Origin of the sequence: Pseudonocardia kongjuensis (assembly GCF_039526905.1) — a bacterium.
Taxonomy (GTDB): domain Bacteria; phylum Actinomycetota; class Actinomycetes; order Mycobacteriales; family Pseudonocardiaceae; genus Pseudonocardia; species Pseudonocardia kongjuensis.
On the sequence record NZ_BAAAJK010000008.1, the window covers coordinates 1 to 21802 of the forward strand.

General features: G+C 71.1%; 26 protein-coding genes and 1 pseudogene. 13 read left to right on the plus strand and 14 right to left on the minus strand.

All coding sequences use genetic code 11. The annotated features are described in order from the left end of the window. Positions 1 to 676: 676 nt before the first annotated feature. Positions 677 to 3382, minus strand: coding sequence for a tetratricopeptide repeat protein (locus ABD160_RS12555; RefSeq protein ID WP_344021793.1), 2706 nt, complete (start codon positions 3380 to 3382; stop codon positions 677 to 679). Then, positions 3379 to 3783 (minus strand): hypothetical protein, encoded by a 405-nt coding sequence (locus ABD160_RS12560; RefSeq protein WP_344021795.1) that lies wholly within the window; start codon positions 3781 to 3783, stop codon positions 3379 to 3381. Before ABD160_RS12560 ends, ABD160_RS12555 begins: the two co-directional genes overlap by 4 nt. 427 nt (positions 3784 to 4210) lie before the next feature. On the opposite strand from ABD160_RS12560, the gene ABD160_RS12565 reads away from it, so the two are divergent. The 6 genes from ABD160_RS12565 to ABD160_RS12590 all read left to right on the plus strand — a co-directional run bounded on the left by ABD160_RS12565 (position 4211) and on the right by ABD160_RS12590 (position 7554). Further along, positions 4211 to 4546 carry an ANTAR domain-containing protein gene (locus tag ABD160_RS12565; RefSeq protein ID WP_344021797.1) on the plus strand — a complete coding sequence of 112 codons (336 nt, stop codon included), beginning with the start codon at positions 4211 to 4213 and terminating at the stop codon, positions 4544 to 4546. Beyond that, a complete protein-coding gene (locus ABD160_RS12570; RefSeq protein WP_344021799.1) occupies positions 4539 to 5096 on the plus strand; it encodes a type 1 glutamine amidotransferase domain-containing protein in 558 nt (185 codons plus the stop codon). The genes ABD160_RS12565 and ABD160_RS12570 overlap by 8 nt, the downstream gene beginning before the upstream one ends. A gap of 94 nt (positions 5097 to 5190) precedes the next feature. Next, a complete protein-coding gene (locus ABD160_RS12575; protein WP_344021802.1) occupies positions 5191 to 6339 on the plus strand; it encodes a glutathione-independent formaldehyde dehydrogenase in 1149 nt (382 codons plus the stop codon). Between the two features lie 55 nt (positions 6340 to 6394). Next, positions 6395 to 6808: a GlcG/HbpS family heme-binding protein gene (locus tag ABD160_RS12580; RefSeq protein ID WP_344021804.1), complete on the plus strand. Its 414-nt coding sequence runs from the start codon at positions 6395 to 6397 to the stop codon at positions 6806 to 6808. 120 nt (positions 6809 to 6928) lie between these two features. After that, positions 6929 to 7237, plus strand: coding sequence for a putative quinol monooxygenase (locus ABD160_RS12585; protein WP_344021805.1), 309 nt, complete (start codon positions 6929 to 6931; stop codon positions 7235 to 7237). 107 nt (positions 7238 to 7344) lie between these two features. After that, positions 7345 to 7554, plus strand: coding sequence for a DUF2630 family protein (locus ABD160_RS12590; protein WP_425563613.1), 210 nt, complete (start codon positions 7345 to 7347; stop codon positions 7552 to 7554). Positions 7555 to 7954: 400 nt separating this feature from the next. Here ABD160_RS12590 and ABD160_RS12595 read toward each other — a convergent pair whose 3' ends face one another. Next, entirely contained in the window at positions 7955 to 8383 is a 429-nt protein-coding gene (locus ABD160_RS12595; RefSeq protein WP_344021807.1) for a type II toxin-antitoxin system VapC family toxin, read from the minus strand. Between the two features lie 207 nt (positions 8384 to 8590). On the opposite strand from ABD160_RS12595, the pseudogene ABD160_RS33325 reads away from it, so the two are divergent. Continuing rightward, positions 8591 to 8929: pseudogene (locus ABD160_RS33325) on the plus strand (methyltransferase domain-containing protein); the annotation flags it as partial. Between the two features lie 282 nt (positions 8930 to 9211). On the opposite strand, the gene ABD160_RS12605 reads toward ABD160_RS33325, so the two are convergent. Genes ABD160_RS12605 through ABD160_RS12625 form a run of 5 tightly spaced genes read right to left on the minus strand, consistent with a single transcriptional unit; the run spans position 9212 to position 13055 of the window. Then, positions 9212 to 10399 carry an MFS transporter gene (locus ABD160_RS12605; protein ID WP_344021810.1) on the minus strand — a complete coding sequence of 396 codons (1188 nt, stop codon included), beginning with the start codon at positions 10397 to 10399 and terminating at the stop codon, positions 9212 to 9214. Between the two features lie 2 nt (positions 10400 to 10401). Then, the gene (locus ABD160_RS12610; protein ID WP_344021813.1) at positions 10402 to 10815 is read right to left on the minus strand and encodes an arsenate reductase/protein-tyrosine-phosphatase family protein; all 414 of its coding nucleotides are present in this window, start codon (positions 10813 to 10815) and stop codon (positions 10402 to 10404) included. Between the two features lie 40 nt (positions 10816 to 10855). Further along, positions 10856 to 11527 carry an arsenate reductase ArsC gene (locus ABD160_RS12615; RefSeq protein WP_344021815.1) on the minus strand — a complete coding sequence of 224 codons (672 nt, stop codon included), beginning with the start codon at positions 11525 to 11527 and terminating at the stop codon, positions 10856 to 10858. After that, on the minus strand, positions 11527 to 12672 hold the full coding sequence (gene arsB / locus ABD160_RS12620) for an ACR3 family arsenite efflux transporter (RefSeq protein WP_344021817.1): 1146 nt from the start codon (positions 12670 to 12672) through the stop codon (positions 11527 to 11529). Before arsB ends, ABD160_RS12615 begins: the two co-directional genes overlap by 1 nt. Next, positions 12669 to 13055 (minus strand): ArsR/SmtB family transcription factor, encoded by a 387-nt coding sequence (locus tag ABD160_RS12625; protein WP_344021819.1) that lies wholly within the window; start codon positions 13053 to 13055, stop codon positions 12669 to 12671. Before ABD160_RS12625 ends, arsB begins: the two co-directional genes overlap by 4 nt. Before the next feature lie 100 nt (positions 13056 to 13155). Between ABD160_RS12625 and ABD160_RS12630 the strand changes: the two genes are divergently transcribed. Both ABD160_RS12630 and ABD160_RS12635 read left to right on the plus strand, forming a co-directional pair. After that, positions 13156 to 13647, plus strand: coding sequence for an ArsI/CadI family heavy metal resistance metalloenzyme (locus ABD160_RS12630; protein ID WP_344021821.1), 492 nt, complete (start codon positions 13156 to 13158; stop codon positions 13645 to 13647). Further along, positions 13644 to 13826 carry a hypothetical protein gene (locus tag ABD160_RS12635; protein WP_344021823.1) on the plus strand — a complete coding sequence of 61 codons (183 nt, stop codon included), beginning with the start codon at positions 13644 to 13646 and terminating at the stop codon, positions 13824 to 13826. The genes ABD160_RS12630 and ABD160_RS12635 overlap by 4 nt, the downstream gene beginning before the upstream one ends. Positions 13827 to 13918: 92 nt before the next feature. Here ABD160_RS12635 and ABD160_RS12640 read toward each other — a convergent pair whose 3' ends face one another. From ABD160_RS12640 to ABD160_RS12655, 4 genes are all read right to left on the minus strand, one after another. Continuing rightward, on the minus strand, positions 13919 to 15184 hold the full coding sequence (locus ABD160_RS12640) for an APC family permease (RefSeq protein WP_344021825.1): 1266 nt from the start codon (positions 15182 to 15184) through the stop codon (positions 13919 to 13921). Then, a complete protein-coding gene (locus ABD160_RS12645) occupies positions 15184 to 15507 on the minus strand; it encodes a PadR family transcriptional regulator (RefSeq protein ID WP_344021827.1) in 324 nt (107 codons plus the stop codon). The genes ABD160_RS12640 and ABD160_RS12645 overlap by 1 nt, the downstream gene beginning before the upstream one ends. Next, entirely contained in the window at positions 15507 to 15893 is a 387-nt protein-coding gene (locus ABD160_RS12650) for a VOC family protein (RefSeq protein WP_344021830.1), read from the minus strand. Before ABD160_RS12650 ends, ABD160_RS12645 begins: the two co-directional genes overlap by 1 nt. A 326-nt stretch (positions 15894 to 16219) precedes the next feature. Further along, positions 16220 to 16519: an ArsR/SmtB family transcription factor gene (locus ABD160_RS12655; RefSeq protein WP_344021832.1), complete on the minus strand. Its 300-nt coding sequence runs from the start codon at positions 16517 to 16519 to the stop codon at positions 16220 to 16222. A gap of 45 nt (positions 16520 to 16564) precedes the next feature. Here ABD160_RS12655 and ABD160_RS12660 point away from each other — a divergent pair, with 45 nt between their 5' ends. Both ABD160_RS12660 and ABD160_RS12665 read left to right on the plus strand, forming a co-directional pair. After that, positions 16565 to 17557: a DMT family transporter gene (locus ABD160_RS12660; protein WP_344021834.1), complete on the plus strand. Its 993-nt coding sequence runs from the start codon at positions 16565 to 16567 to the stop codon at positions 17555 to 17557. 163 nt (positions 17558 to 17720) lie between these two features. Then, positions 17721 to 17951, plus strand: coding sequence for a hypothetical protein (locus ABD160_RS12665; RefSeq protein WP_344021836.1), 231 nt, complete (start codon positions 17721 to 17723; stop codon positions 17949 to 17951). Between the two features lie 393 nt (positions 17952 to 18344). On the opposite strand, the gene rfbB is transcribed toward ABD160_RS12665, so the two are convergent. Next, positions 18345 to 19379 (minus strand): dTDP-glucose 4,6-dehydratase, encoded by a 1035-nt coding sequence (gene rfbB, locus ABD160_RS12675; protein WP_344021838.1) that lies wholly within the window; start codon positions 19377 to 19379, stop codon positions 18345 to 18347. Positions 19380 to 19590: 211 nt separating this feature from the next. Between rfbB and erm the strand changes: the two genes are divergently transcribed. Then, positions 19591 to 20394, plus strand: coding sequence for a 23S ribosomal RNA methyltransferase Erm (erm, locus tag ABD160_RS12680; RefSeq protein WP_344021840.1), 804 nt, complete (start codon positions 19591 to 19593; stop codon positions 20392 to 20394). Here the strand turns inward: erm and ABD160_RS12685 are convergent. Further along, entirely contained in the window at positions 20366 to 20938 is a 573-nt protein-coding gene (locus tag ABD160_RS12685; protein ID WP_344021842.1) for a TetR family transcriptional regulator, read from the minus strand. The two genes, erm and ABD160_RS12685, sit on opposite strands and share 29 nt — an antisense overlap. Before the next feature lie 127 nt (positions 20939 to 21065). Between ABD160_RS12685 and ABD160_RS12690 the strand changes: the two genes are divergently transcribed. Beyond that, positions 21066 to 21785 (plus strand): tyrosine-protein phosphatase, encoded by a 720-nt coding sequence (locus tag ABD160_RS12690; RefSeq protein WP_344021844.1) that lies wholly within the window; start codon positions 21066 to 21068, stop codon positions 21783 to 21785. Positions 21786 to 21802 lie beyond the last annotated feature (17 nt).

The window sequence follows — 21802 nt, forward strand, 5'->3', positions numbered from 1 at the left end:
GGCGGGTCGCAAGGGTGGTCACTTCCACTGATCAGCAGTGGTCACTTTCAGATGAGCGGCGGCACTCGCGGCCACCGACCACGCCGGTGGTGACGACGGCCCGTTCCAGGCACCCGAGCTGGGGTCCGGCCCCGACCGGCGAGCCCGAACGACCCGCCGCCGCCGTGTTCGGCGTCAGCGGGTTCGGGACCGATGCCGGCGCGGCACTGGTGACACGGATCGTGGATGGGGACACGTTCGTCGTGCAGGGCAGCGACCGCGTGCGGGTGCTGGGGATCGACTCGTGCGAGACCTCGACCCCCGGGCGGGTCCGATGCGACGACGGCCGCTGCACGGGTCCCCGGGCCAGGTGGTGACCCTGCGCCGCGAGTCGGTGGACCGGGACCGGGTACGGGCGTCGGCTGCTGCGCTGTCGACATCCCGACGGTGGGCGACTTTCGGCCAGGCACATGGTCACCGAGGGCCGCGACGAACGACACCGGTACTTCCTGGATCTGATCCCGGAGGCGCAGAAGGTCTCCGGGGAGGTGGGGCGAGCGTGCCGCCCGGTCATCGGAGATCTCGCCACGAGCTGAGAGCCCATCGCGCGCAGGACGGCTCCGTTGCGAGGGTGGATGGACCCACCGGCACCCTCTACGTGGACCACCCAGCGTGCCCATCGTGGTACTCGCGACTATCACCGTGCACTGCCGTCCTGACCTCCTGCCTTGCCCTGCCAGTACGCGAGGTTGTGTCGGGTGGTGAGGGTGTCGGGGTGGTCGGGTCCCAGCACTCTCAGCCGGTCGTCGAGCAGCTCGGCGGTCGCGGCCGCCGCACCGGCCGGGTCCCCCGCCTGACCGCGCCAGGTCGCGAGGTTGTGTCGGGTGGTGAGGGTGCGGGGGTGGTCGGGTCCCAGCACTCGCAGCTGGTCGTCGAGCAGCTCGGCGGTCGCGGCTGCCGCACCGGTCGGGTCCCCCGCCTGACCGCGCCGGTACGCGAGGTTGTGTCGGGTGGTGAGGGTGTCGGGGTGGTCGGGTCCCAGCACTCGCAGCTGGTCGTCGAGCAGCTCGGCGGTCGCGGCCGCCGCACCGGCCGGGTCCCCCGCCTGACCGCGCCAGTCCGCGAGGTTGTGTCGGGTGGTGAGGGTGCGGGGGTGGTCGGGTCCCTGCACCCTCAGCCGGTCGTCGAGCAGCTCGGCGAACGCGGCCGCCGCACCGGCCGGGTCCCCCGCCTCACCGCGCCAGTACGCGAGGTTGTGTCGGGTGGTGAGGGTGTCGGGGTGGTCGGGCCCCTGCACCCTCAGCCGGTCGTCGAGCAGCTCGGCGAACGCGGCCGCCGCACCGGCCGGGTCCCCCGCCCTGCCGCGCCAGGACGCGAGGTTGTGTCGGGTGGTGAGGGTGTCGGGGTGGTCGGGTCCCAGCACTCGCAGCCGGTCGTCGAGCAGCTCGGCGAGCGCGGCCGCCGCACCGCCCGTGTCCCCAGCATGACCGCGCCAGCCCGCGAGGTTGTGTCGGGTGATGAGAGTGTCGGGGTGGTCGGGCCCCAGCACTCGCAGCCGGTCGTCGAGCAGCTCGGCGAACGCGGCCGCCGCACCGGCCGGGTCCCCCGCCCTGCCGCGCCAGGACGCGAGGTTGTGTCGGGTGATGAGAGTGTCGGGGTGGTCGGGCCCCTGCACCCTCAGCTGGTCGTCGAGCAGCTCGGCGGTCGCGGCTGCCGCACCGGTCGGGTCCCCCGCCTGACCGCGCCAGTACGCGAGGTTGTGTCGGGTGGTGAGGGTGTCGGGGTGGTCGGGTCCCAGCACTCGCAGCTGGTCGTCGAGCAGCTCGGCGGTCGCGGCTGCCGCACCGGTCGGGTCCCCCGCCTGACCGCGCCAGTACGCGAGGTTATGTCGGGTGGTGAGGGTGTCGGGGTGGTCCGGACCGTTGAGGGTGTGGCTGATGTGGTGGAGCTCGCTCCAGAACTCGTGGGCAAGGGTCACCAAGCCTGTCTCGCCCCAGCTACGCCCGGCGCGCATCAGAACGCTGTGTACTCCGTCGCGGCAGAGGGCTTGTCCTGCTCGGTGGAACAGGGTTGTCGCGTTCGCACGCAGGATCTGCGCACGGTCGGTGTCGCGTTCCATCTCGGGCCAGAGTTGGTGGAGCGCGTCGCCTGCCGCGTGTGCGGTGGTGTTGGCGCGGTCGGAGGTCAGGGCGTCGACGGTGGCGCGTTGGACCAGGGCGTGGACCCGGATGAGGCCGTCGTCAGGGGAGTGCTCGGTGAGGCTGTAGCGGGCGAGGTTGTCGAAGGCCTCACGGCTAGCCTCCGCGATCGGTAGCTCACCGGCCGCCCCTGCGGGCTGTTGGGACGGTTGGGTGGTGAGGGCGGGGGTGTCGAGGATGTCGTCGGGGATGCCGCTGGGGTCGAGGTAGGCCAGCAGTTCCAGCAGCGGGCGGGCGGCCCCGGCCGGGTGTTCGGCGTCGGCCGCCTCGATCGAGAGCGACCAGGTCGCAGCGACGGTGTGCTGGTAGTCGTCGACCAGGCCGGAGTCGAGGAACACCTCGGCCAGCTGACGCCGACGATCGTTGAGCAGGGTCCGATAACCCGCGCACGTCCCAGCCCGAGACGTGGCGCGGGTGGCGATGTAGGCCGCGGCCTGGGAGAGCGCCACCGGCAGGTATCCCAGGTCGGCCGCGAGCTGGTCGACCTCAACCAGGCGGGCCGAGCCGGCGGGGCCGGCGATCTTGGCCACGAGGTAGTCGTGGGCCAGCTCGGGGGTGAACACCCCGACCGGCACGACCCGGGCCCGGCCGGGGGCGTGGATGTCGGTGCGGCGGGTGGTGATGACGCAGCCGCCGTGTGGGCCGGTGGGCCACCAGCTGCGGAGGTGGGCGGGGTCGGTGAGGTCGTCGAGCACGACCAGCCAGCACCGCGGCTGCTCGGGGTCGCCGGGTTGTTGGAGCCAGGCCTGGAACCAGCGGGCATCGTCGGTCGGGTCACTGCTCGGGGGGTGGCCGAGTTCGTGGGCGGCGCGGGCGTAGGCCTCGATGATCGCGGTCTGGGTCGTGGCGCTGACCCACACGAGCAGATCCAGCTCACGGCGGCGGGCGCGTACGTGTGCGGCCGCGATCTGGGACTTCCCGACCCCGCCCAGTCCGATGAGCTGGGTCAGTACCGCCGCGCCGTCCTCACCGATGGCCGTGTCCAGTGCCGCCGTGATCTCCGGTCGCGGCTGGAACGCCCCGGCTTCGGGTGGGACCACGCCCACCTGCACCGGCCAGGACACCTCCGGGCGCGGCGTCACGAACGTGATGTGCTGCGTGCCGCGATCACCGATCAGCACCGCCTGGGCACCCCGGGCATCGACCTCCCTCCACGAGGGATCGACCGGGTCATGGTCGGGCTCGTGCTCCGGGGCGTGGGTCATTGCGGCGGGGTGTCGCGCTGCTGGGGTGCTGGGGTGGTGAAGGTGACGTGCTGGACGTTGTGGTCACCGGCCAGTACACCTTGGGCGCCGCGCAGATCGATCCGGTACTTGCCTGCCTGGGCGCCGCTCGGGTCGTGCACCTCCATCAGCCGGCGGGCGGCGGCGACTACCTGCTCGTCGACGTCGACCCGGCTTCGGACCAGCTCTGCCTCGAGCACCGGTTTCCACGTCTCGCGGTCTGTCTCGAACTTGCGCAAGGCCGCCTCGGCTGCCGGTTTCCCGCGGAACCGGCTCGCGATCAACGCCTTCAACCCCGAGTAGAGCTCGCCCACCGCGGTAGCGGCCGTGCCTTGCGCACCTGCCACCGCGCCCGCGGTCAACGCCGCCACGATCACCGTCACCGGATCCACCCCAACCCCCACTCGCACGCGCCGGGGCCCGTGAGGCCCGCCCACCTCATAGTCGCCCGACAGTCACCGGACGTAACAGGGTCGTGCCGGGGGGCTGCGCGGGCCTCGGATGCCTTCGTGGGCGAGCCGGTGCCGCTACCCAGGTGGGGCTGGCACCGAGATCAAGTACTCACACGCCAGCCGGAACAACAACGTCGGCGAGTCGTGCTCATCGCCCGCGCCAGCAGGAACTCGTCGAACTCCTTGAACTCCAGCGAGGTCGGCACCCGCCAGGGAGTTTGTCGCGAGCACGGAAGGGAACGCGTCTGTGATGTCGTCGCTGCTAGCCGGCCCCGATCGGGCCGTGGACCACGCCACCCACCGTCCGGGAGGTGACACGGCCCGAACGGCGGTCGGGCCGGATCTGTACCGGATCACCGTGCTCGAGGACCGGGTGGAGGGCCTGACTCAGGCCCTGCACAACCGGGACGTGATCGGGCAGGCCAAGGGCATCCTGGTCGCCCACTACGACATCAGCGCCGACGAGGCGTTCACGCTGCTGACCCGGGTCTCCCAGCACACCAACGTCAAGCTCGACGAGATCGCCCAGATCTTCGTCGCCCGGGTCCGCGAGCGCGGCCCCGCGCAGCAGTGCCGGGTCGTGACCGACGTCCTCGAGGGCATGCTCGCCCGGACCAGGCGGACCGAGCGGACCGCGGCCGGCCGCCCGCAGGCCCCGATCGAGACGACAACGAAGGAGATGTGTGATGGCTGAGGAACTGCGCGGGCGCACGGTGGCGATCCTGGCCGCCGACGGGGTGGAGCGCGTCGAGCTCGACCTGCCACGTGGGGCGCTCTACGGCGCCGGGGCCCAGGTCGAGGTGCTCTCGATCCACACCGGGTCGTTGTGGGCCCGCGAGTGGGACAAGGATCCCTCGGGCACCATCACCGTGGACCGCGACGTCGCCGACGCCTCGGTCGGGGACTACGACGCACTGGTGCTGCCCGGTGGCACCGTGAACCCCGACCAGCTGCGCATCAACCCGGGCGCGGTGGAGTTCGTGCGGGCCCTTGTCGAGTCCGGGAAGCCGGTTGCGTCGGTCTGTCATGGCCCGTGGACCCTGGCCGAGGCGGACGTGATCCGGGGACGACGGCTCACCTCGTGGGAAAGCATCCGCACCGATCTGCGCAACGCCGGCGCCGAGGTCGTCGACGAAGAAGTCTGCATCGACGGCCAGTTCATCACCAGCCGGTCCCCGTTCGACCTGCCCGCGTTCTGCGCCGCGATCGTCGCCCAGTTCGCCGCCGCACCCACCGCGGCCTGACCCCGGCCTGGCCGTCGCCCCCGTCGGGCCCTGGGCAGACGCCCCCGGCGGGGTTGACCGAACACGCACCCCCTTTGCGAGAGGACCCCTAGCGATGAAGGCACTGGTCTACAACGGCCCCCGCGACGTCTCCGTTGCGGACGTTCCCGACGCGCGCATCGAGCGACCCACCGACGTCCTGGTGAAGATCACTTCCACCAATATCTGCGGGTCGGACCTGCATATGTACGAAGGCCGGACCGACTTCGAGCAGGGCCGCATCTTCGGCCACGAGAACCTCGGCGAGGTCATCGAGGTCGGCGGCGGCGTCGACAAGATCCGGGTCGGGGACATGGTGTCCGTCCCGTTCAACGTCTCCTGCGGGCACTGCCGCAACTGCGAGCACGGACTGACCAACTACTGCCTGGCCGCCAACGAACCCGACATGGCAGGTGGCGCCTACGGGTTCGCCGACATGGGCGGCTGGGCCGGGGGGCAGGCCGAGTACCTGCGGATCCCGTGGGGCGATTTCCAGTGCCTGCGCCTGCCCGAGGACGCCAAGGAGAAGCAGAACGACTACACGATGCTCTCCGACATCCTGCCCACCGGCTGGCACGCCGTGGAGATGTCCGGCCTGGTCCCCGGCGAGACCATCGTGATCTACGGGGCCGGTCCGGTCGGGCTGATGGCCGCCCTGTCCGCGTCGGTGAAGGGCGCGGCGAAGGTGCTGGTCGTCGACCGCCACCCCGATCGGCTCAAGCTAGCCGAACAGATCGGCGCAATCCCGATCGACGACTCGACGGGCTCCCCGGTCGACCAGGTCATGGAACACACCAAGGGAATGGGCGCCGACCGCGGCGCCGAGTGCGTCGGCTACCAGGCCCACGACCCCCAGGGCAACGAGGACAACGCGCTGACCCTCAACAACCTGGTCGCCTCGGTGAAGTTCACCGGTGGCATCGGTACCGTCGGAGTGTTCATCCCCCAGGACCCCGGCGCCCCGGACGAGCTCGCCCAGCAGGGCAAGGCCCGCTTCGACTTCGGCACCTTCTGGTTCAAGGGCCAGCAGATGGGCTGCGGGCAGGCCCCGGTCAAGCGCTACAACCGCCACCTGCGCGAACTCATCGCCGAAAACAAGATCACACCGTCCTGGATCGTGTCCCACAACCTGACCCTCGACCAGGCCCCGGAGGCCTACCAGCACTTCGACGCCCGTGACGACGGCTGGACCAAGGTCGTCCTCAACCCAGCCCAGCCCAGCTGAGCAACCCGGCCGAATCGCCGAACCCCGGCGACCGGACCCCCTGAAGGAGCAGATGATGAGACAGGTCGAGACGGTGGCCCTCGATGATGCCCGCAGGGTGATCGCCGCGGGCGAGCAGAAGGCCCGCGAGATCGGGTCTCCGAGCAACGTGGCGGTGGTCGACGCGGGCGGGAACCTGGTCGCCCACATCCGGATGGACGACGCCTGGATGGGCAGCATCGACATTTCGATCAACAAGGCGTTCACCGCGCGGGCCTTCGACACCTCGACCGGTGACCTCGCGACGAGCTCCCAGCCCGGCGAGCAGTTCTACGGCATCAGCGACTCCAACCACGGCCGGGTGATGATCTTCGCCGGAGGTTTGCCGCTGCACGGGAACAACGGCAACGTCGTCGGCGGGGTCGGAGTCTCCGGCGGCAGCGGCGAGCAGGACCAGATCGTCGTCGAGGCCGCCAAGGCCGCGTTCTGACCCGCGTTCTGACCCCCGAGCCCGCCGACCGTTCCGCCCGCGCGCCAGGCGCGCCGAATCAACCGCTGTCGTCGTGACCGCACCCGGCACGCGACGACATCCATCGAAAGGAGATCAATCATGGCTCAACCAGTGACCGTGGGGCTTCTCGTGCGTCTCGAGGCGCTGCCCGGCCGAGAGAGCGACGTCGAGAACTTCCTGCAGCAAGGGCTCGGCATCGTGGAGCAGGAGCCCAACACCGTGCGGTGGTTCGCTCTGCGCTTCGGGCCCTCGTCCTTCGGCATCTACGACGCCTTCCCGGACGACTCGGGCCGCCAGACCCACCTCTCCGGCCAGGTCGGCCAAGCCCTCAAGGAGAACACCGGGGTCCTGTTCGCCGACCCGACGGTCGAGCCGGTCGACGTGATCGCAGAAAAGGCACCCGTCTGATCACCGACCCGCGCCTCGGCGCCGGGTCGGACCGGGCAGAGACTGCCGAGGCGGAAGGAGCCCTGGGGTGACATCGGAGCAGGACCTGCTGGACCGGATCCCAGCGCCTGGTCGAGGAGGAGAAGTCGCTGCGCGCTCGGCGTGGCGACGGCCAGCTCGACGGTCATGACGACGCCGAACGCCTCAACGCGGTGGAGATCCAGCTCGACCAGTGCTGGGATCTGTTGCGGCAACGCCGCGCCTTGCAGGAGGCCGGCCGCAGCCCCGACCAGGCGGCGCTGCGCCCGGCCAGCGAGGTCGAGGACTACCTGAGCTGACCGGGCACGGCCGCTCCCAGCGCCTCGGCGCAACGACTCGGGCGCGGTCATGCCCCGGGCCAGAAGATCCGCAACGCGGTCGTCCGCCTGGTCGCCGACCTCACCGCAACCGCCGACGCCGGCCGACCTCGACCAGGGACAACACCACCCGAGCCGCATCGGGCGCGCGACAGCGAGACACCAGCACCCGGTCCGCGTGGTCCAGGCCCAGGGACAGCCCACACACCCAGCGGCCCACCATCTGGAGCCGACCGCCGGACACCACTCAGGCCCCACGGCGCCGTGATCGACTCGGGTGTTCAGCGCACGAGCAGCGCGGCCTGCTCGAGGTCGAGTTCGCCCTGGATACGAACGAATGCGGCCTCGCCACCCCGCTCACCCGCATGCTCCACCCCGGGTTCTAGCGGATCGCTATGACGGTGACGTTGAGGTCGAGTCCGGTCCACGCCTGGTCGGCGGTGATCGCGGGGCCGCCGAGGCGGGCGGCCAGGGCAAGGCAGCACCGGTCGCCGAGGGACAGCCCTGCTGCGCGGGTGGTGGGCCACGGTTTCGCCGCGATGGTGGCGTCGGCGGTGTCGAGGGGTTCGATGCGGATGCCGAGGGTGCGCAGGCGGGCGATGGCGCGGTCGGCGTCGACGCCGTGCTGGGCGAGTTTCTGGTGGACCTCGGCGAGGTTGACCGCGCACAGCACGGCCCCGGTGAGGTGTTCGTCGACGACCTGTGCGCCGGGTTCGGCGCGTAGCCAGGCCAGGACGGCGGAGGCATCGAGCACCGACGGGCCGCCATCCGGGACCGCCGTGTCCTCGGCGGTGTTCTCGGCGCCGGTCACCGGTCGCCGTCCGTCTCGCCCCAGGACTGGCCGGCCGCGGCGCCGGACTCGTCGCGGTCGGGGTGGCGATCGGGCAGGTGCGTACCGGTCTCGGCGTCGTAGACCTCGCCGCAGGCCGGGCAGGACCGCTCACCGGGGCCGAGTGGCTCGAGCTCGGTGACACAGCCGAGCCGGCCACACATCCACACCCGGAAGGCCGGCGCCAGCATGGCGTGCGGTAACCCGGTCGCGGTGGCCGAGCTGCACTCCGGCGACACGGTGCTCGACCTCGGCGCCGGCGGCGGCCTGGACGTGCTGCTCTCGGCCCGCCGGGTCGGGCCGGGCGGGTACGTCTATGGCGTCGACGCGAGCCCCGACATGATCGACTTGGGCCGCGCGCACGCCGCCGAGGTCGGTGCGGCCAACGTCGAGTTCCGGCTGGGCTACCTCGAAGACATCCCGCTGCCCGACGGTGTGATCGACGTGGTCATCTCCAACTGCGTGTTCACCCTGTCGGTCGACAAGCCGCGCGCTCTGGCCGAAGCCGCCCGGGTCCTGCGACCCGGCGGGCGCTTCGGGATCACCGACGTCCTGGCCGAACCCGACCTGGACCCCGGTGCCCGCGCCGCCGCGGAACGGGCGGTCGGCTGCCCGGTCGGCACCCTCACCGCGCAGCAGTACCGCGCCGGTTTGTTCCGCCGCCGGGTTCGCCACCGCCACGATCACCCGCACCCACGCCCTGACCGAGGGGCTCTATTCCGCGATCGTGCAGGCCACGATCTCGCCGTGAGGTGCGTCGATGGTCCGGGTGTGCGATCGGGACGAACCCCGGTGCCGGCCCGCCGGGGCTCATGTCGGTGGCTGGCCGGCGGGTTGCCGCTGGTTGTGGAGGAGCCGGGCGTAGATGGCCACGCACACCCAGCTCAGGGCGGCGACGGCGAGGAAGGCGCGGTAGACGCCGTCGTAGCCGATCGTGGTGGCCAGCGTGGCCGCGGCCACCGGGGCGAGCAGACCCGCCAGCCCCCACCCGGTGAACACCCGCCCGTAGGTGGTGCCGAACCGTTCGCGGGGCACCACGTCCGAGGTGGCCGCCGGGGTGAGGGTGGACAGTGCGCCGTACTGGGTCCCGAGCAGGAGCAGTGCCGCGAGCGCGACCGGGCCGTCTGCTCCCGCGGCCAGGGGGAGGCACGCGAGCAGCAGCAGCGCGGAGTTGGCGTGCAGGGCCGCGGGCCGGCCCACCCGGTCCGAGAGCGGCCCGGCCACCAGCCGGCCGGCGAAGTTGCCGACGTTGAGCAGGGTCACCGCCAGCGCGAGGGCTCCTGCGGTTCCCGAGAGCTGCCCGGCCTGGGCGAAGGCCGCCAGCGCCGGTGCGCTGCCCAGCCCGAACGCCAGCCACAGTGCGATCACCGGCCTGCTCGGGCGGGTGCGCCCGCTCGGGCCTGTCGGGTCGGAGCGTGCCGTCCCATGTTGTGCGGCGCGGGGATGGGCGGCGTGCCCGGGCACGAGCACCGTCGCGACGGCCAGGATCGCGCCCACGGCCCCGGCCAGGAGCAGGAAGGTCCCGCCGCGCCCGAGTGTGACCAGCAGCGTCGCCGCGACCGGGGCGAGGACGGCGGTACCGATTGCGTAGGCGCTGACCACCAGACCCAGCGCGAGGCCGTGCCCCGAGGCCACGGTGCCCGCGACCCGGACCGCGGTGGCGTAGCCGAGCCCGGTCGAACCGCCGAGCAGCACACCGAACGCCAAGACCAGCGTGGGCAGCGTGGTCGCGGCCGCGCTACCCAGCAGCCCGGCCACGGCGCCGCCCGCGGTGCAAAGGGCGAGCCGGCGCGGCGAGACCACGTCGGCGACCCGCCCCCCGACCAGCACCCCGGCCATGAACGCCACCAGGCCGGCGGAGAACACCCCGGCCAGCTGCGCCTGCCCGACCCCGAGGTCCCGGGCCACGGAGGTGGTGAACACGTCCCAGACGAACAGCGGGCTCACGGCCAGGTTGAGCAGCACCGCGCCGGCCAGGGCGCGTCGCTTACCTACCACGGTCAGGTCGCGGCGGCGGGGACGAGCTCGGTGAGCAGGGCCCGGACGCGGGCGTCGATGTCGTCGCGGATGGGCCGGATCTGCTCGGGGGTCCTGCCGGCCGGGTCGGTGAGCTCCCAGTCGAGGTAGCGCTTGCCGGGGAAGATCGGGCAGGCGTCGCCGCAGCCCATGGTGATCACGACGTCGGCGGCGTTCACGGCATCGGCGCTGAGCTTCGTCGGGATCTCGCGGGACAGGTCGATCCCGATCTCCTCCATGACCTGGCGGACGGCGGGGTTGATCGAGTCGGCCGGGGCCGAGCCGGCCGAGCGGACGGTGACCGCGCCGGCGGCGTGGTGGTCGAGCAGGGCGGCGGCCATCTGGGAGCGCCCGGCGTTGTGCACGCAGACGAACAGCACCTCAGGGATGGTGGGCACGAAGACTCCTCGAGTAGAGCGGGTTCACCGGCGGGCCGGGTCAGTGCGTGGTGATGGTGTGCAGCGCGGTGGCGCCAATCTCGTCGAGCAGGGCGAGGACGCGGCGGGCGATCTCGTCTCGGATCGGGCGGGTCGCCGCGAGGTCGAGGCCGTTGGGGTCGTCGAGGACCCATTCCTGGTATCGGTGCCCGGGAACGATGGGGCAGGCGTCGCCGCAGCCCATGGTGATGACCACGTCGGCGGCCTGGACGATCTCGTCGGTCCAGGGCTTGGGGAACTCGGTGGAGATGTCGATGCCGATCTCGGCCATCGCCGCCACCGCGGCCGGGTTGATCGTGTTGCCGGGCTCGGTGCCGCCGGACCAGGCGATGGCCTGCTCTCCGGCGAGGTAGGTGAACAAACCGAGTGCCATCTGCGAGCGTCCGGCGTTGTGGGTGCACAGGAACAGCACCGTGGGCCGCTCGTCGGTGGACAGTCCCTGCACCTTGGCCAGCGCGCGCAGGCGTTGGCGGGCAAAGCGTTCGGCCAGCAGTGGCAGGTAGTTGGTGACCGTGGCCCGCCCGGCGAACTCGTCGTAGGAGGAGTGCAGGAACCGCTCGATGGTCTCGACGCCGAAGGTCTGCGCGAACTCCGCTCGCAGGTTCGCCGCGGCGGTCTTGACCGCCAGACGCTGGTCGATGGTCAGGTCAGGGCGCTGGTAGGTCTTGGTCATCACGGGCTCCGGTGCGTGGGAGGACCTGCGGGATCGGACGTGGAACCTGCCCCTGACGTGGTGACAGGCAGGTGCGGGGTGAAGCGGCGACGCAGCGCGAGGGAGACATAGACCAGTGCGACCAGGACCGGGACCTCGATCAGGGGGCCGACGACTCCGGCCAGGGCCTGGCCGGAGGTGACTCCGAAGGTGGCGATCGCGACGGCGATGGCGAGCTCGAAGTTGTTGCCGGCCGCGGTGAACGCCAGCGTGGTGGTGCGCGCGTAGCCCAGCCCGACCGCGGCGCCCAGGGCGAAGGACCCGGCCCACATCAGCGGGAAGTAGGCCAGCAGCGGCAGCGCGATCCGGACCACGTCCAGGGGCTGGGAGGTGATCGCGTCGCCCTGCAGCGCGAACAGGACCACGATGGTGAACAGCAGCCCGTAGAGCGCGAACGGTCCCAGGCGGGGCAGCAGCCGCGACTCGTACCAGTCGCGGCCCTTCGCCCGCTCGCCGAGGCGGCGGGTCAGGTAGCCGGCGACCAGCGGGATCCCCAGGAAGATCAGCACCGACCGAGCGATGTCCCACGCGGAGACCTCCAGCCCCGCGGTGGGCAGCCCCAGCCAGCCGGGGAGCACAACCAGGTAGAACCAGCCCAGCGCGGCGAACGCGAACACCTGGAACACCGAGTTCAGGGCGACCAGTACGGCGGCGGCCTCGCGGTCGCCGCAGGCCAGGTCGTTCCAGATGATGACCATGGCGATGCAGCGGGCCAGCCCGACGATGATCAGACCGGTGCGGTACTCGGGCAGATCGGGCAGCAGCAGCCAGGCCAGCGCGAACATCAGGGCCGGTCCGATGACCCAGTTCAGCACCAGTGAGCTGACGAGCAGGCGTCGGTCTCCGGTGACGGTGTCGAGGCGGTCGTAGCGGACCTTGGCCAGCACCGGGTACATCATCACCAGCAGGCCGAGGGCGATCGGCAACGAGATACCGTCCACGGTGACCGCGCCCAGCGCCGCCCCCAGGCCGGGGATCAGCCGGCCCCCGATGAGCCCGAGGGCCATCGCGACCAGGATCCAGACCGGCAGGAACCGGTCCAGAGTGGAGAGCTTGGCGACGACCCCACGCTCGACGTCAGGAGCAGCCAGGTTCTCGGTGCTCACACCGAGGTCTCCTCGGCCACCGGTGCGCTGGCCGGGATCAGCACATCGGAGAGCTGCTGCAGGACCTGCGGCGCGACCCGGTAGTAGACCCAGGTGCCACGCCGCTCACCGGTGATCAGACCGGCCTCGCGCAGCACCTTGAGGTGATGACTGATCGTCGGCCCGGACAGCTCGAACGCCCCCGTCAGGTCACACACACACGCCTCACCGCCCTCATGGGAGGCGATCAACGACAGCAGCCGCAGCCGCACCGGGTCCCCGAGCGCCTTGAACACCCGGGCCAGCTCCACCGACTGCGCGGCCGAGAGCGGCTCCCGCACCAGCGGCTCGCAACACCCGACCACCTCGGCCAGGTTCACCAACAGCCGTTCCTGATTCGACATGCGTCTACCTTGACAGTCGACGAAACAAGGCGCAAGGTCTGGATTGACAGCTGTCGAAACAAGGTTCGGCGGTGCGCCACCACCACCACAGGAGTCACTCATGTCTCGAGTTCAGCTGGCATTGCGGGTCGCCGACCTGGAGGGCTCGATCGCCTTCTACACCTCGTTGTTCGGGGTCGAACCGGCCAAGCGCCGCCCCGGCTACGCCAACTTCGCGATCACCGAGCCGCCGCTCAAGCTGGTCCTGCTCGAAGGCGAGCCCGACCGGCCCACCGTGATGGACCACCTCGGGGTCGAGGTCACCACCACCGACGAAGTCGACCAGGCCACCGCGCGGCTCTCGGAGCTGGGCCTGTTCACCCAGGTCGAGGACGACACCACCTGTTGCTACGCCCGCCAGGACAAGGTGTGGGTGCACGGACCGGGCAACGAGCCGTGGGAGGTCTACACCGTCAAAGAGGACTCCCCGGCTTTCGGCACCAGCGGGATCGCCGACACCATGCCCGACTCGGACGACCCGACCGCCACCGAACAGACACCGGCCGACTCGACGACTCCGGCGGCGTGTTGCACGCCGTCCGCCGCGCGATGAGCACCGCGGACGTCGGGCCGGCCCGCGCCGGACAGATGCCCCAGAGCGCGGACGCGACCGGTGAGGCGTGCTGTGGGGTCACCGCCTGCTGTACCGACCACGAGCACACCGTCGACCCCGGCGAGACCCTCCTCGAAGCCAAGACCATCACCGGCTGCGGCTGCGTTCACAGCAACTGAACCGACGCCAACCCCTTCAGCGCGAGAAGCGCCGCCTGCGTGTCAACCCGAAGTGGCCCCGCCCGGACGGCTTGATCTGGCCCCACCGAGGTTCAGGGGCGGGGCCGTAGGCGGGTGAGGATCGTTCGCCCGAGCAGGCCGATGAGCAGGACGGCGAGTCCGGTCAGGACGCTGGTCAGCGGGAGGGTGGCGGCGAGCAGGAGGCAGCCGGCCAGGCCGACGATCGCGAGCGCGGTCGATGCTCGGCCTTGGGGCAGGGTGAGCGCGGCGCTGTTGGCGATGGCGTAGTAGACCAGCACCGCGAAGCTGGAGAACCCGATCGCCGCGCGGAGGTCGAATACCAGCACCAGCGCCAGCGCGACGGCGCCGATCACGACCTCCGCCCGGTGCGGCACCCGGTAGCGGGGGTGGATCGCGGCCAGCCCGTGCGGGAGCTCGCGGTCGCGGGCCATAGCCAGGGTGGTGCGCCCGACCCCGGCCAGCAGCGAGACCAGCACCCCGCCTGCGGCGATGGCGCCGCCGACCCGGACCACCACGGCCAGGACACCGTTGCCGGTGTCGGCGGCGGTGGCCAGCGGGGTCGGTGAGCTGGCCAGCGCGGCCGGTCCGACGGCGGCCAGCGCCGCCGTTCCGACGATGGCGTAGACGACCACGACGATCCCGAGAGCGAGTGGGATGGCGCGAGGGATGGTGCGGGCGGGATCTTTGACTTCTTCGCCGAGGGTGGCGATGCGGGCGTAGCCGGCGAACGCGAAGAACAACAACCCAGCGGCCTGCAGGACCCCGAGGGGGCCGTTCGGGAACCAGTTGACCAGCTGCGCGGGCGAGGCGGTGGGTCCGGTGAGGGTGCCGGTGACGACCGCGGCCAGCGCCGCGAGGGTCAGCACGACCAGCACGCGGGTGACCTGGGCGGTCTTGGCGACACCGAGGTAGTTCACCGCGGTGAACACGACGACCGCCGCGGCGGCGACCGGGCGGGCCTGGTCGGGCCAGGCGTAAGCGCCCAGCGTCAGTGCCATCGCCGCGCAGGAGGCGGTCTTGCCGACCACGAACCCCCACCCGGCCAGGAACCCCCAGGTCTCGCCGAGGCGGCGGCGGCCGTAGATGTAGGTCCCGCCGGACGCGGGATAGATCGCGGCGAGTCGCGCCGAGGAGGTGGCGTTGGCGTAGGCCACCACCGCCGCGACGGCGAGGGCGATCAGCAGCCCGGACCCGGCAGCCGCCGCGGCAGGGCCGAACGCGGCGAACACCCCGGCCCCGAGCATCGACCCCATCCCGAGGATCACTGCGTCGCCGACACCGAGCCGGCGGGCCAGGCCGTCGTGGGCGGGCTGTCCGGGGGTGGGCTCGGGGCTCATCAGGACGCGTCGGGCTGGTCGTCGGGCAGGAGCTCGTGAGCGAGTTCGGCCAGCGCGGCGCGGCACTCAGCGAGCACGGCCCGGCCCTGATCGGTGGCGCGATAGTGCCGGCGCTGCCGGCCGGCGTCGACGTCGGTGCGCGAGACCAACAGCCCAGCGCGCTCCATGCGGTGCAGCAGCGGGTAGAGGGTGCTCGGGGCGATGCGGTGGCCGTGGTAGGCGAGCTCGGCGGCCATCCAGGCGCCGTGGACCTCGCCCTCGGCCGCGTGGTATAGCACGTGGAGACGGACCGCGGCGGTGCCGAACTCGCGAACCACGTCCATCAGCGCCGGCGGTGGTGAGATCGGCTCAAGCGGGCTGGAACAGCTCGACGGGGGTTGCCCGAGGGGTCCTCGAGCAGCACCTGCGACCCGCCGCGGCCGACGACGATGTCGTTGCGGAACCGCAGCCCACCCGCACCGAGGCGCGTCACCTCGGCCTCGAGGTCGGCGACCTCGAGCTGGATGCGGTTCCACCTGCCCGGCTCGGGAACCTGCCCGTACGGCATCGGCTGCGCCCCACCCGGACCGCCGACGGCGTTGAGCATCAACCGCAGCTCGCCGCGGGTCACCACCGCGAACCCAGGGGCGGCGTCGAACTCGACTGTGAACCCCAACCACGTCGTGTAGAACGCCGCCGCCGCGGCGACGTCAGACACCAGGTAGCGCACTCCGACACTGGCCACGACCCACCACCTCCCGTGCGATCGATATCGGATAACGATATCGCGATGCGACACTGCCGCGCCAGGGTCGATGTCCGAAGAGGTCAGGCGCTGGCTTCCGTCGCTGCCTGCTGGGCCTTGGCGTGAGCGAGGCGGTAGGAGTCGGTGCCGGTCTCGATGATCAGCCCGGCGAAGGTGAGCCGGTCGATGATCGCCGCGCAGAGCCGGGGGTCGGTGTCGATGTCGGGGTAGGTCCAGCCGGAGAAGGCAACGCCGCGACCGCCGCGGTGTCTCGCGAACGAGAGCGTTCACCGACACCGAACGGGTGCCAGCTATACCTGTTCGAGCAGTCTCCGCGCCCGTGCCAGACCGTCGCGGTTGCGGCGGTGATAGTTCCAGCCGGTGATGCGCTCGGTGTCGATCAACTCGGCACGTCGGAGCACGTCGAGGTGTCGAGAAGCGGTAGGAGCGGCGATACCGGCCTTCTCCGCGATCAGGGACGCGCACACCCCCGCCGGGGCCAGATCGCCCGCCCGCCGCGACACGAAGTGCCGCTCCGGGTCCTTGAGCCACTCCAAGATCGCCACCCTGACAGGAGAAGCCAGCGCCTTGGCCACGACAACAACGTCCATGCCCCTATATTGCTACATAGCTAATTTGCTAACTAGCGTGGGCGGGTGGTTCGAGATCCGAGGGTGTTGGCGGCGCTGGGCGCGGTGGTGCTGTGGTCGACCAATGCCTACGCCGCCGGGGTAGCACTGGCTCACATGCAGGTGGAATGGCTGCTGCTGGTCCAGTACGGCAGCGCCGCCGTCGTGTTCCTGGCCGTTCGGCTCGTTGCCCACCGGAACTCTCGTCGTCGGACCGCAGGACCACGCGGAGTGGCCGGTGCGGGTCCGTGGGTGCTGGTCGTCGGCGTGGTCGGTCTGACCGGGACGATCTTTCTGCAGTACACGGCGTTCGCGCTGGCCCCGATCGTCGCGGCGAACGTGCTGGCCTACGGCTGGCCACTGCTGGCCGCGCTCGCCGTTCTGATCGTGCGCCGCGACCGGTCGGCGCTGCGCGGTGCCGGCCTGGCCGTGCTCGGGTTCGCCGGGGTCGCCCTGATCTTCATCTCCCCCGGTGCGGCCGACACCGGCGACAACGCTGCCGCACTCGGGACCTCGCCGATGTGGGGATACGTGGCCGCGCTGGGTTCGGCGGTGTGCATGACCGCCTACACCCTCGGCTCCGGACGCGTGAGCGTCCCGGTCGCCGACTTGCTGCTGCCCGCCACAATCGTCGGCGTCATCGGCGCCGCGATGCTCGTAGCGATCAGCGGCGCCCCCTCGCCGCCGCTGGTAGGGATGGCCGCGGCCGCCTACATCGGGCTCGGCCCCATGGCCGCCGGCTACGGGCTGTGGACGGTCGCGATGTCGCACGGCGGCGCCCGAACCCTCAGCCCGCTCGGCTACGCGACCCCCCTGCTGTCCACGACACTCCTGATAGTCACCGGGGCATCTGCCACCCCAGCGACGCTGCTCGGAATCGGCCTCATCCTCGCCAGCAGCACCGGCGTCCTACTCACCCAGCATCGCCGCAGTCCAACGGAAGTCGACCGGCAGCCCCAGCCCCGAGAATGGTCGGCAGCGACCCAAGACGGCCCCGACACAGATCCGTCGCCGAGGTGACAATCGCTCGAACGTCGTTTCACAGCGGGCCAGTAGGTAACGGCTAGCTATGATGTCCAGGGAGGTTGTACCGCCCGGGGATCGGTGAGTGTTACTGACAGACGAAGGCCTCCGGTTGTGAAGTGGAACTGTCTAGGAACCGCTTCACCGACCGGAGGCCTTCGTGTCACACCGACTGCTGCTCGGGCGCGGCACCACCCAGATCGCCACCGTGGTCGAGCGCACGACCCGGTTCACCGTGCTCGTCGCTCTGGGCGTGCGTGACATGAACACCGTCGCCCATCAGCTGTCCCGGCAGATGGGCCGACTGCCCGAGCACGTTCGCAAGTCGCTGACCTGGGCCCAGGCCCCAACTCGACGATGTCGCTCAGCGGCTCAACACCCGGCCGTGTAAGACTCTCGAGTTCGACACCCCGGCTGATAGATTCGGGGCACTGTTGCGCTGACCGGTTGAGTCCAAGCTTCGCCGCCTTTGAGGATCTCATTGGCCTGGCGCAGTTCAGTGTTCTCCTTGCGCAGCCGGCGCAATTCCTCGATTTCGGCGGTGGTCGGGTGGTCGTGGCGTTCGCCGTGGTCGGCCTCGGCCTGGCGGATCCAGTTGCAGCGCTTCGTGGTGCACGCCCCAGCTGCTCGGCCAGCCGCCGGATCACCGGCTTGGGGTCGGACTCCCGGTAGAGACGACCGCGCGCTCACGCAGCTCATCGGGGTACTTCTTCGGTGCTGCCACGGAGACTCCTTACACGGCCCTTCGGCCATGATTGTCGATCTCCGAGCAAGCGGGGGAACCTCACTCCGTGCTCGCCACCGGTTCCAGCCCGCGCAGCGGCGCCCACCAGTCGCGGTTGTCCAGGTACCAGTCCACGGTCGCACGCAGACCCTCGGTGAAGGTGCGCCGCGGCGCGTAGCCGAGTTCGCGGGCTGCCTTGCTCCAGTCCACCGAGTAGCGCCGGTCGTGACCCTTGCGGTCGGTGACCGGCTCGATCATGTCCGGCCCGGTGCCGAGCAGCTCCAAGATCGTCTTGGTGAGGTCGCGGTTGGACAGCTCGGTCCCACCGCCGATGTTGTAGATCTCGCCGGGACGGCCGTGCTGGAGCGCGAGCTCGATGCCGCGGCAGTGGTCGTCGACGTGGAGCCAGTCGCGCACGTTGAGACCGTCGCCGTAGAGCGGCACGCGGCGGCCGAGGACGAGGTTGGTCACGAACAGCGGGATGACCTTCTCCGGGAACTGGAATGGCCCGTAGTTGTTCGAGCATCGGGTGATGCGGACGTCCAGGCCATGGGTGCGCGCGTAGGCGAGGCACAGCAGGTCGGCGCCCGCCTTGGTGGCAGAGTACGGCGAGTTCGGCGCGACCGGTTCGGTCTCCTGCCAGGACCCGGTGTCGATCGAGCCGTACACCTCGTCTGTCGAAACGTTGAGGAAGGTGCGGACGCCGTGCCGCAGGGCGCCGTCGAGGAGGGTCTGTGTTCCGCCGACGTTGGTGGAGACGAACTCGGCCGCGGCGTCGATGGAGCGGTCCACATGCGACTCGGCGGCGAAGTGCACGACTTGGTCGTGGCCCGGGAGGAGCTGGTCGACGAGGGCGAGGTCGCGGATGTCGCCGTGAACGAAGCGAAGGCGGGGGTCGGCCCGAACGGCTTCGAGGTTGCCGACGTTGCCGGCGTAGCTCAGCTTGTCCAGCACCGTGACGGCGATCGGGCGGACGGGGTCGGCCAGCAGCATGCGGACGTAGGCCGAGCCGATGAATCCGGCGCCGCCGGTCACCAGCACGCGTCGGGTTTCGGGGGTCGGGCGGGCTTGGCGCGTGCGACTGTCCTGCGTCACGGCGAGATCGTGGCATTTGTGCCAGTAGTTGGCTAGGGGGTCCTGCCCGGAGTCACACGGCTTGCTACCGTGAGTCCCATGGCCTGCAGCATTTACGGGCGGATCCGCAACGCTCCCGGGGCGTCGCACCGCTGAACATCGGCCGTCCGGCCGTCGCACGTGTCGCCCCGATCGACGCTTCTGCCCGATCGATGCGAAATGCAGGTCAAACATGCCCGTCGGGACCATCCCGGGGCGCCGCCGCGACGTCGGCGGCCGCCATGAACTCGGCCAGAACTTCCTCGTCGACCGACGCGTGGTCGACCATCTCGTCGGCTATGTGCCGTGCGACCCGTTGCCCGTGGTCGAGCTGGGGCCCGGCGACGGCGTGATCACCGACCGCCTGGTCGCGGACCGGCCGAAGAAGGTCACGGTCGTCGAGATCGACCCGCGCCGGGCGGAGCGGCTGCGCGGCCGGTTCCGCAACCGCGTCCGGGTCGTGCGGGGCGACATGCTGTCCTACCGGCTCGACGAGCCGCACCACGTCGTCTCCAACGTCCCGTTCGGCATCACGACGCCGCTGCTGCGCCACCTCCTCGGGCAGCGGACCTGGCGCAGCGCGGCGCTGCTGCTGCAGTGGGAGGTGGCGCGCAAGCGGGCCGCGATCGGCGGCACGACGCTGCTCACCGCGAGCTGGTGGCCCTGGTACGACTTCGCGCTCGGGGGCCGTGTGCCGTCGGCGGCCTTCCGGCCGCGTCCGAGCGTCGATGGCGGGATCCTCCTGCTGGCCCGGCGCCCGACCGCGCTCGTGCCTCCCGGTGAGCGGGCTGCCTATCAGCGCCTGGTGACGGCGGCGTTCCGCGGCCACCGGCTGGTGCATGCGGTGCGCGACGTGGTGCCGGCGGCGCGCCGTTGGGCCGCGAACGAGGACCTGCCCAGCACGGTCCGGGCGCGTGATCTGACGGCGCAGCAGTGGGTCTCGCTGCACCGGGCGGCGGCGCCTCGGCCTAGGAGATCAGCGCGGTCACGGCGGTGAACCACTGTTCGATCAGCTCCGGAACCGGCTGCTCCTCCTTGGCGAACTCCCTGGCCAGCCCGAGGTAGACGGCGACGAGGACGTCGGGGCGCAGGTCCGTGTGGGCGTCGGAGCCGAGGCGGGTGGCGAAGGCGTCGCGCAGGCGGGTGCCGAGCGTGTCGTAGAGGTGGGCGAGGTGGCGCTCGATGGCGGGCCGGTCGCTGAACTTGCGGCGCAGGTACTGGCGGCGCCGGTCGAGCGACGTCGACTCGTAGTCCATCAGCTTCGTGGCGGCCCAGCGCAGGGCAGCCAGCGCGTCCAGCTCGGCGGGCGCCTCGGTGACCAGCGTGGCGAGCCGGAACGAGATGTCCTCACTGAAGAGCGTCAGCTCCTTGTTGGGGAAGTAGCGGAAGAAGGTGCGCGGCGCGACGTCGGCCCGGCGGGCGATGTCGTCCACGGTGGTTGCGTCGTAGCCCTTCTCCTCGAACAGCTCGACCGCGGCGCGCTGGATCGCGAGCCGGGTCTCGGCCTTGTTCTGCGCACGGGAGCCGGTCTGCACGGCCATGTGCCCCACCCTCCTGCTGTGGTCGTCGATCCTGCGGGCCGCCGTCGCGTCATCCATTCGGGGGACGTTTGACGGGAGTTCACACTCGCACAAACTGGCAGTTCTGCCACTTTGTCAGTCTCGGGGAGTGCAGCGTCCGACCATGCCTCCCAACTGGCGTCCCGTCCTGCTCCAAGGCCGCGGGGAGGGCCGGCAGGATCGTGACGATCGACTCTATCGGGCCGCCGCGCTCTCCCTCGCGACCGACGAGGAGATCGCCGCGTGCCCCCCAGACCTCACCTGGTTCGACCTGCGTACCGACGAGGAACGGGCGCGTGACCGGGCCCGCTGCCTGCCCCACGGCTGGCGGATCGTGCCCTTCCCGCTGGTCGGGACCGACGCCGCGTTCGACCAGCATGCGGCCGTCGGCTCGGTGCGCGAGATCGCTGCGGGTCGCGCGACGTGGGGCAGCCTCTACTGCACCGCGATCACGGCGGGGCTCGCGTCGTTCGCCGCCGCGTTGCAAGCACTCGCCGGGCTCCCCGGCCCAGTCGTCATCACCTGCCAGGGCGGTCGCGACCGCACCGGCATGCTTGTCGCACTCCTGCTCTGCCTGATCGGCGCACCCCGTGAGGAGGTCGTCGCCGACTACCTGCAGACCAATGTGGATTACCTCGAGACCCGGCGCCGTCAGCCGTCGAACGGGCTCGCGGTCGAGCCCGACCTGACCTGCCGGGCGTCCGACGTCGAGGAGATGCTCGACCTGCTCGAGAAGTTCGGCGGTGCGCACGCCTACCTGGGGCGTGCGCTCCCGTCGGACGAGGTCACCACGATCGCCCACACTCTCCGTCCCCGGCTCCTGACCTGACCGTATAAGGAACACCT

What these genes read in the sequence shown, in the direction of transcription:
- ABD160_RS12555 (WP_344021793.1), bottom strand. Translation starts at nt 3,382, where the DNA reads ATGACCCACGCCCCGGAGCACGAGCCCGACCATGACCCGGTCGATCCC.
- ABD160_RS12570 (WP_344021799.1), top strand. Translation starts at nt 4,539, where the DNA reads ATGGCTGAGGAACTGCGCGGGCGCACGGTGGCGATCCTGGCCGCCGAC.
- ABD160_RS12575 (WP_344021802.1), top strand. Translation starts at nt 5,191, where the DNA reads ATGAAGGCACTGGTCTACAACGGCCCCCGCGACGTCTCCGTTGCGGAC.
- ABD160_RS12580 (WP_344021804.1), top strand. Translation starts at nt 6,395, where the DNA reads ATGAGACAGGTCGAGACGGTGGCCCTCGATGATGCCCGCAGGGTGATC.
- ABD160_RS12585 (WP_344021805.1), top strand. Translation starts at nt 6,929, where the DNA reads ATGGCTCAACCAGTGACCGTGGGGCTTCTCGTGCGTCTCGAGGCGCTG.
- ABD160_RS12615 (WP_344021815.1), bottom strand. Translation starts at nt 11,527, where the DNA reads ATGACCAAGACCTACCAGCGCCCTGACCTGACCATCGACCAGCGTCTG.
- ABD160_RS12625 (WP_344021819.1), bottom strand. Translation starts at nt 13,055, where the DNA reads ATGTCGAATCAGGAACGGCTGTTGGTGAACCTGGCCGAGGTGGTCGGG.
- ABD160_RS12630 (WP_344021821.1), top strand. Translation starts at nt 13,156, where the DNA reads ATGTCTCGAGTTCAGCTGGCATTGCGGGTCGCCGACCTGGAGGGCTCG.
- ABD160_RS12635 (WP_344021823.1), top strand. Translation starts at nt 13,644, where the DNA reads ATGAGCACCGCGGACGTCGGGCCGGCCCGCGCCGGACAGATGCCCCAG.
- ABD160_RS12640 (WP_344021825.1), bottom strand. Translation starts at nt 15,184, where the DNA reads ATGAGCCCCGAGCCCACCCCCGGACAGCCCGCCCACGACGGCCTGGCC.
- ABD160_RS12645 (WP_344021827.1), bottom strand. Translation starts at nt 15,507, where the DNA reads ATGGACGTGGTTCGCGAGTTCGGCACCGCCGCGGTCCGTCTCCACGTG.
- ABD160_RS12655 (WP_344021832.1), bottom strand. Translation starts at nt 16,519, where the DNA reads ATGGACGTTGTTGTCGTGGCCAAGGCGCTGGCTTCTCCTGTCAGGGTG.
- erm (WP_344021840.1), top strand. Translation starts at nt 19,591, where the DNA reads ATGCCCGTCGGGACCATCCCGGGGCGCCGCCGCGACGTCGGCGGCCGC.
- ABD160_RS12685 (WP_344021842.1), bottom strand. Translation starts at nt 20,938, where the DNA reads ATGGCCGTGCAGACCGGCTCCCGTGCGCAGAACAAGGCCGAGACCCGG.